Annotated in this window: 10 protein-coding genes; all 10 read right to left on the bottom strand. The window is 35.2% G+C overall.

From position 1 onward, the window contains the following. Window positions 1–29: 29 nt before the first annotated feature. Window positions 30–632 carry a ribonuclease HII gene (locus U9Q18_05305; protein ID MEA3313775.1) on the bottom strand — a complete coding sequence of 201 codons (603 nt, stop codon included), beginning with the start codon at window positions 630–632 and terminating at the stop codon, window positions 30–32. Next, a complete protein-coding gene (gene lepB, locus U9Q18_05300; protein MEA3313774.1) occupies window positions 607–1,134 on the bottom strand; it encodes a signal peptidase I in 528 nt (175 codons plus the stop codon). The genes U9Q18_05305 and lepB overlap by 26 nt, the downstream gene beginning before the upstream one ends. Continuing rightward, complete coding sequence (rplS, locus tag U9Q18_05295) at window positions 1,131–1,481, bottom strand: 50S ribosomal protein L19 (GenBank protein MEA3313773.1); 351 nt, start codon at window positions 1,479–1,481, stop codon at window positions 1,131–1,133. Before rplS ends, lepB begins: the two co-directional genes overlap by 4 nt. Before the next feature lie 207 nt (window positions 1,482–1,688). Beyond that, entirely contained in the window at window positions 1,689–2,681 is a 993-nt protein-coding gene (locus tag U9Q18_05290) for an ABC transporter permease (protein ID MEA3313772.1), read from the bottom strand. After that, window positions 2,678–3,724 (bottom strand): ABC transporter permease, encoded by a 1,047-nt coding sequence (locus tag U9Q18_05285; protein ID MEA3313771.1) that lies wholly within the window; start codon window positions 3,722–3,724, stop codon window positions 2,678–2,680. Before U9Q18_05285 ends, U9Q18_05290 begins: the two co-directional genes overlap by 4 nt. A 2-nt stretch (window positions 3,725–3,726) precedes the next feature. Then, window positions 3,727–4,581: an ABC transporter ATP-binding protein gene (locus U9Q18_05280; protein MEA3313770.1), complete on the bottom strand. Its 855-nt coding sequence runs from the start codon at window positions 4,579–4,581 to the stop codon at window positions 3,727–3,729. 33 nt (window positions 4,582–4,614) lie between these two features. After that, a complete protein-coding gene (locus tag U9Q18_05275) occupies window positions 4,615–4,944 on the bottom strand; it encodes a DUF6506 family protein (GenBank protein ID MEA3313769.1) in 330 nt (109 codons plus the stop codon). A gap of 141 nt (window positions 4,945–5,085) precedes the next feature. After that, a complete protein-coding gene (locus tag U9Q18_05270) occupies window positions 5,086–5,463 on the bottom strand; it encodes a desulfoferrodoxin (protein ID MEA3313768.1) in 378 nt (125 codons plus the stop codon). Window positions 5,464–5,474: 11 nt separating this feature from the next. Continuing rightward, a complete protein-coding gene (locus tag U9Q18_05265) occupies window positions 5,475–6,131 on the bottom strand; it encodes a peroxiredoxin (protein ID MEA3313767.1) in 657 nt (218 codons plus the stop codon). 154 nt (window positions 6,132–6,285) lie between these two features. Next, a partial coding sequence (locus tag U9Q18_05260; GenBank protein ID MEA3313766.1) for a ferritin-like domain-containing protein occupies window positions 6,286–6,673 on the bottom strand: 388 nt, incomplete at its 5' end.

Here is a 6,673-nt window from a genome sequence, read left to right as displayed (position 1 = left end):
CTTCGCCTTTCTTCCCAGTGGTTCTATTATTATTCACACGTTACTCCCTTAAAGCTTCTTCTATGTATTGGTGATGGCCCATAGAGCTTTACAAGTTCTCTATGTCTTCTCGTAGGGTATCCTTTATGCGTGCCTAGTTTGTATTCAGGATATCTTTTCCCGAACGAATACATCATTCTGTCTCTTACTACTTTTGCAATGATCGAGGCAGCACTTATTTCAAATATTTTGTTATCTCCCTTAACTATCGCTACCTGTGGATAAGGAATATCAGGGATTTTAAAAAGCCCGTCCACAAGTACTATTGCATTTTCTAACGGAGAATTGAAATGATAAAAATAGCAAAGTTCAAGAGATTTAATCGCCCTTTCCATGGAAAGAAGCGATGCATTGAGAATATTAAATTGATCAATTTCTTCGGAGCTTGCTATTCCTACTCCAAACGCAATGCTTTTTTCTTGTATTGAACAAAAAAGAATTTCTCTTTTTCGTTTGGATAGGATTTTTGAATCTTTTATTCCATCAATTCGTTCTTCTATAATTACTGCTGCCGATACAACTGGCCCTGCTAATGGACCTCTCCCAGCTTCATCTACTCCAATAATCTTAAGGAGTTTCTCCGCTGTACGCATTAAGATTTTCTATGTGATTAAAAGGCCAATACACAATAACGGCCTTTCCTACAATACTTTTCACAGAAATTGGCCCAAAATAACGTGAGTCCATGCTTACGCTTCTATTATCTCCCATAACAAATACATAACCGTCTCTGATTTTTTCTGGTCCGTAGTCTTTTAATATGGACGAGTAAACATAAGGCTCGTTAAGAACCTTTCCATCTATATATACAGTATTCCCTTTTATTTCTATCGTTTCTCCGGGCAACGCAATAATTCTTTTTATGTACTTATTTTTGCTGTCAATTGGAGGAGTAAATATCACCACTTCTCCTCTTTTTGGAGAACGAAGTTTATAAGAAATTTTATCCACAAGAACAAGGTCATCAGGAGAAAGCGTATCCACCATGGACGTCATTTCAATGCGATATGGTTGTGCAATAAATGATCTTACCAAAAATGCTACAACAAAAGCCAGTACAATTATTATAATCCAGCTTTTCAACTCTTTGCTCATTTATTTTTCTTTTTTTCTTTAACTACTTGCGCCTTTCCTACCCTATCTCTTAAATAGTACAGCTTTGCCCTTCGGACGCTACCTCTCTTTTTTACCTCAATCTTTTTTACCATTGGAGAATGAAGAGGAAATACTCTTTCTACTCCCACTCCGTATGAAAGCTTTCTTACAGTAAATGTCTCATTCATGCCGCCATGCTTCCTCGCCAGCACTGTGCCCTTAAATATCTGAACTCTCTCTTTTTCTCCTTCTTTAATTCTCACATGGACTTTTACTGTATCGCCTACATTAAAATCAGGAATATTTCCTTTCAAATATTCTTTTTCAATTTCTCTAATTCTTTCCATTACCCGTCAACTCCTTTTGCCTAAAAATAACATTAATTCAATCTATTATAACGATTTCTTATAATTTAGCAATATATTGAGCATTAAAATGATGCAAAATAAATTATTGGTTTATTGTGAATTTTATGGCATCTCTCTTTTTCTTGTTTTTAAATCACCTGTCACCCACTTTTGAGTTGTTATATTATTTTTTAAATTTATTTTGAATTATCTTAGCTTGAATTTTTTCTGCGCATATATGGTTAGAGCTAAAACTAAAAGAGAATTAGTAATAATAGCAATCAAGAATGAATTAAAATAATTAAAACTTTTATCTATAAAAACAATTTTCAAAACTTTAAATGCCCAAAAATTTGGAAATACGTAAAGCATCCATTCAAGTTTATAAGGAACAAACACAGAAGCAATAGATATAGCTATTACTACAGATGACAGTGTTTTTATAAGCACAATTGACGAGTTCTGGTTATTTGCAAATATTCCAATTAAAAATCCAGCTGCAACACCGAAAAGACAAAATGGAATAATTAATACCAATAAATTGACCGCATTAAACGCAAACCTCCACATGATAAAAGCAACTACAAAAGAAAAAACAAATGAATAGAAAACAGAAGCAGCAGCTTTTTCAAAAAGATACTTTCCTGTAGTTAGTGGGGATACGGCAAGTGATTTTATTGCCTTACTTTCTTTGTCCCCAACAATCATTAACCCCATAATGGCCCCGCCCATAATAATAATGATGACAAGTATACTTACCTCGAGCACATTTCTAATAATGGATCTATTGACATCCAAAGATTGTATTTCTATCGGCATTATAGGCGTACTCTGCGAAGCATTGTCAATGATCATTCCGGGTAATGATTTTAAATAATCTTCCTCGTTTCCTTGCAATATTACTTCAAATTCTCCATCACGATAAATGATACCAGGTACGTCATCGGACATTAATACTCTCTGCTCTAGTTTACTAAATGAATTGAAAGATTCTATGGTACCATACTTTTCAAGCTCGATAGTAAAACTATGCGGCACACTATTATCTACAGCAAACCTTAGCTTTGGACTGTCAAGGGAGGGTGCAAAAAGAAGGATTAATATCGCCATAACAATAGGCGCAACTATTATATATGTTAAAAGCTTATCCCTGAATGCGTTGGTTATATCTTTTTTAATGAGGCTTATAAATTTTCTCATGATGACCGTCTCCTCCCGAACAGTATTCTTTTTGATGTAAAATAAACAAGCGCCAATACGCCAGCCAGTTCAACTGCAAGTAATAATGATACACTCCAGATTTCTTTGCTTTGCGCTGAAGATATAATGTTTTTTATTTCAAACATAATAGGATAGGATGGGATGTATTTGAAGAACGGCACAGAAAATGATGGTTGGAAATAACTAATTACAGGTATCGCAATGACAAGAGTAAATGCAATAAGAACATACATAAATTCAGTTAATGAATTATAAAACTGGCTTAATAGCATGCCTAAAGACGAAATAAGTAATGCAGACAATGTCACAATTACAAAGTAGTGCCAATAATTCATGTGAAATCCAACAGTTGCTACACCAAGAATAAGAGAAAGTGCAATGGCTAAAGATGAATTAATAACAACCTTTGATGTAATGTATCCAAATACATTTATAGGGCTTATTCGATAGGCATTAATAATTCCTTCGTTTTTATCCTGGAATATCATAGCTGCAATAAGATAAAAACCTAAAAAAAATACATCCAGAGCAATCAAAGGTGGTATCATAGATTTATTGAACGGCAGTTTTTCAGTAGATTGTGGTTCCAGCACTGTATATTTGAAGGATGCAGGAGAATATACTCCTGTTAGCTTTTTTGTAAGTAAATTGATCGTCGTGGTTATTAAATTAAGAGTGGCTTCATCCTCATATCCTTGTTTCACAATTATTACTCTATTATCTTCAAAAATGACTCCTACTCCGTTGCTTTTAGTTAACATTGATGTTAGCTCTTCTTCAGACTTGGTTGCCTCTATTTTAATAGCATTACCTTCATCGCCTTGAGCATTTAAGAAAGTAGCTATTCTTGTATTGCTGGTTCTATCTAAAATATAGGTATTTATCTCGGTATTCAATTTTTCAGGAAGCACAAAGTTGATAATAACGGTAAGTAGTATAGCAAGAATAAGGGTTAGCAAAATAAACTTGCCCCTGAGCGCCATTGTATAATCAACTTTAAGTAAGGTCCACAATTTTTTCATCTTTATATCAAACCTCTACCGGTCACCTTTATAAAAATCTCTTCAAGGGTGGCTTCTTTTGAATGCATTGTAATTATTTGATGATTGGCAATTATGTTCTGCAACTTGCTTTTGTCATCTTTCTTTTCCAAAAAAAGCAACTCTTTATGTACATGTTCGTTCATTTTGTATTCGACTTCTACTGATTTACTTCCATATTGAAGCTTTAAATTTTTAGGCGTATCTATGGTAACTATTTTGCCTTCGTTTATAAAAGCAACTTCATCACACAACTCTTCTGCCACAAACATATTATGTGTGGCAAGAAATATTGTTGTCCCTTTTTCTTTTTCTTTCTGGATGACCTGTTTAATATTTTTTGCCGTGGTTGGGTCTAATCCTGACACTGGTTCATCTAAGTACAATATTTCCGGATTGTTAATTAGAGCCCTAGCAAAAACAGCCCTTTGCTTCATACCTTTTGAATAATATTCAGTGCGTTTGTTTGTGATATCTTTAAGCCCAACAAGGTCCAACAAAAAATTGGGATCCACAGTAGGCACTGAAAATAGACCTGCAAAATACTTTAGATTTTCATAACCGGTTAGTTTGCCGTAAAGGTTGGGGAATTCAAACGAAACACCTATTTTGTTGTAAAAATCATCTTTTTGTTCTTCTATACTTTTCCCCTGGTAAAGTACAGTTCCTCCTTGTTGTTTCAGTAAACCCGTAAGGATTGCTTGGACGGTAGTTTTGCCTGCCCCGTTTGGGCCGAGAAAACCAAATATTTCCCCTTTGCTAATTTTAAACGAGATATGATCAATAGAAAAAGCATCTTTTTCAGAATACTTAAAATATAAATCTTTTACCTCAATCATGTCGCCTCCTTTTTATTTTTAGAGTATTCTAATTTATGTTATTTTCTCCTGGAACCAGCCTTCCTTTTTCATCGCTTCCATTGAGACTTTGTTGCTCTGGCCGTCTCCCCTTGCAACAAAAACACCCACATTTTCCCCAACTGCTTCGGATATTTCTGCAACGTCTCTATGCTTAAATCCCGGACAGAGAAGAATTGAGTGAATACCTTCCTCTTCTACAGATTTTTTGCATGCTTCAATGGCTTGCTCTTGATTCTTCACAACTGCCACAAAGAGATTATAACTAGGCGTTTTTATTACACACCTGTGTTTTTCTAATTCTGCATCTGGAGCATGAGCAATAAAAACTGCTTTAAATGCCATTTCTATCATCTCCTTTTTTTATAATTCTTAATATTTTAGCATATCTTTTAAAAAAAAGAAAAAAATTGCCCTTCATCATCTATTAAATGACAAAGGGCAAGATTATAAAACACTCTATTGGTCTATTGGTAAATAGAAATCTTACGATTTCCACAAACCGTGTATGTTGCAGCATGCTCTCGCTTCAACTTTTTCGTCTTTTATTTCAAATTCCACTTCCGGCTTATCTTCCGGATTTAGGAACTTTTTATAATTCCTGCCATCTGCTACTATTTCTATCCACTCGATATAATGATTTTCTTCCATTGGGTGAGGGGTGTTTTCTCCTACTTTCACAATGTAAGCATTACCCTCTCTTTTAATGAAGGGAACATGCTTCTCTGTTGAAGAATCTGCTGTTTTCTCCTTAAGCAGAGTCATCGGCTGTCCGCAGCAAACTAATTCTCCTTTACCTGGATGCATTACTTCCACAATATTTCCGCATATTTCACATTTATATACTTGCATTCTCTCTGTCATTTTACACCTTCTTACTTTATTTTTTTATGGCACAACCACCAGTCAAAACATTCAAATTCTCCTTTTTTCGCCCTTTCAAATCTTTCTTGTGCGGTTTTCACATCAGTGGCAGGTGATATTATTACATGGTCTTTTAATATTTCATTATTTGGCCAGTTTGCAGGCATTGCCACACCTTCTTTGTCTGCTATCTGTAACGCTTTTACCATCCTCAGAAACTCATCCATATTTCTCCCCAATTCCTGCGGATAGTATAGAATTGCTCTTATTGAACTTTTGGGATCAACGATGAACACTGCTCTAACTGTGTTTGTACCCTTACTCGGATGAATAATACCAAGAGTTTCGGCAACTCTCCCTGTATCTGCAATTATTGGAAATTGGATTTCTACATTCATATTATCTTTTATCCATTCTTCCCATTTCATATGAGAAAATACCTGATCCACACTTAGTCCAATTAATTCACAATCTAATGCCTTAAATTTGTCATATCGTTGTTGAAATGCTACAAACTCTGTAGTGCATACCGGGGTAAAATCTGCAGGATGAGAAAACAAGATAAACCATTTACCTTTAAAATCATCCGGCAACTTTATCTTGCCATGCGTGGTTTGCACCTCTATCTCTGGAAATTTCTCTCCCAATAACGGCATTCTTTCTTCCATTTTTATACCTCCTATATTTTTATTAAATTTATATACAGCTTTCCCATACCCCATGGATATTACAAAAGGCAAGTGCACAGAAAACCTCAAATTTTTTTATACCTACAATTCTATCCACACAATACAATATGGTGTTCTATTTTTTCTTTTCCCTTTACCTCCTTTCTTCCAAATCTTCCAATATAGCCTCAAGGTCCTCCTCGTGCTCTACCTCATCCTCAAGAATCTCTTCTGCCATGCGATAGGTAACAGTATCTTTATCTTTGGTAAAAGCCAGTAGTTCATTGTATGCTTCAATTGCACACTGTTCACCTTTTATGTTTTGTTTGAGTAGATTTTCTACATGAGTATTTTCTGGTGCATCATAACCGCAATTGGTCATTTGATACCAATCCTCTGGTTTCAGAATGGGTATACCGCCAAGCTGGATTATCCTATCGGCAAGCATGCCGGCATGCCTCAGCTCATCCCCTGAGTGTTCCTCAAGTTCTGCAACTACCTGTCCCCTCATATTACCTCTTGCCACTTTTGCTCCTACCCAA

The organism is Caldisericota bacterium, from assembly GCA_034717215.1.
Classification (GTDB): domain Bacteria; phylum Caldisericota; class Caldisericia; order Caldisericales; family Caldisericaceae; genus UBA646.
Note: the sequence above shows the minus strand (reverse complement) of the source record. Positions and strands in the feature narration are given on the sequence as shown.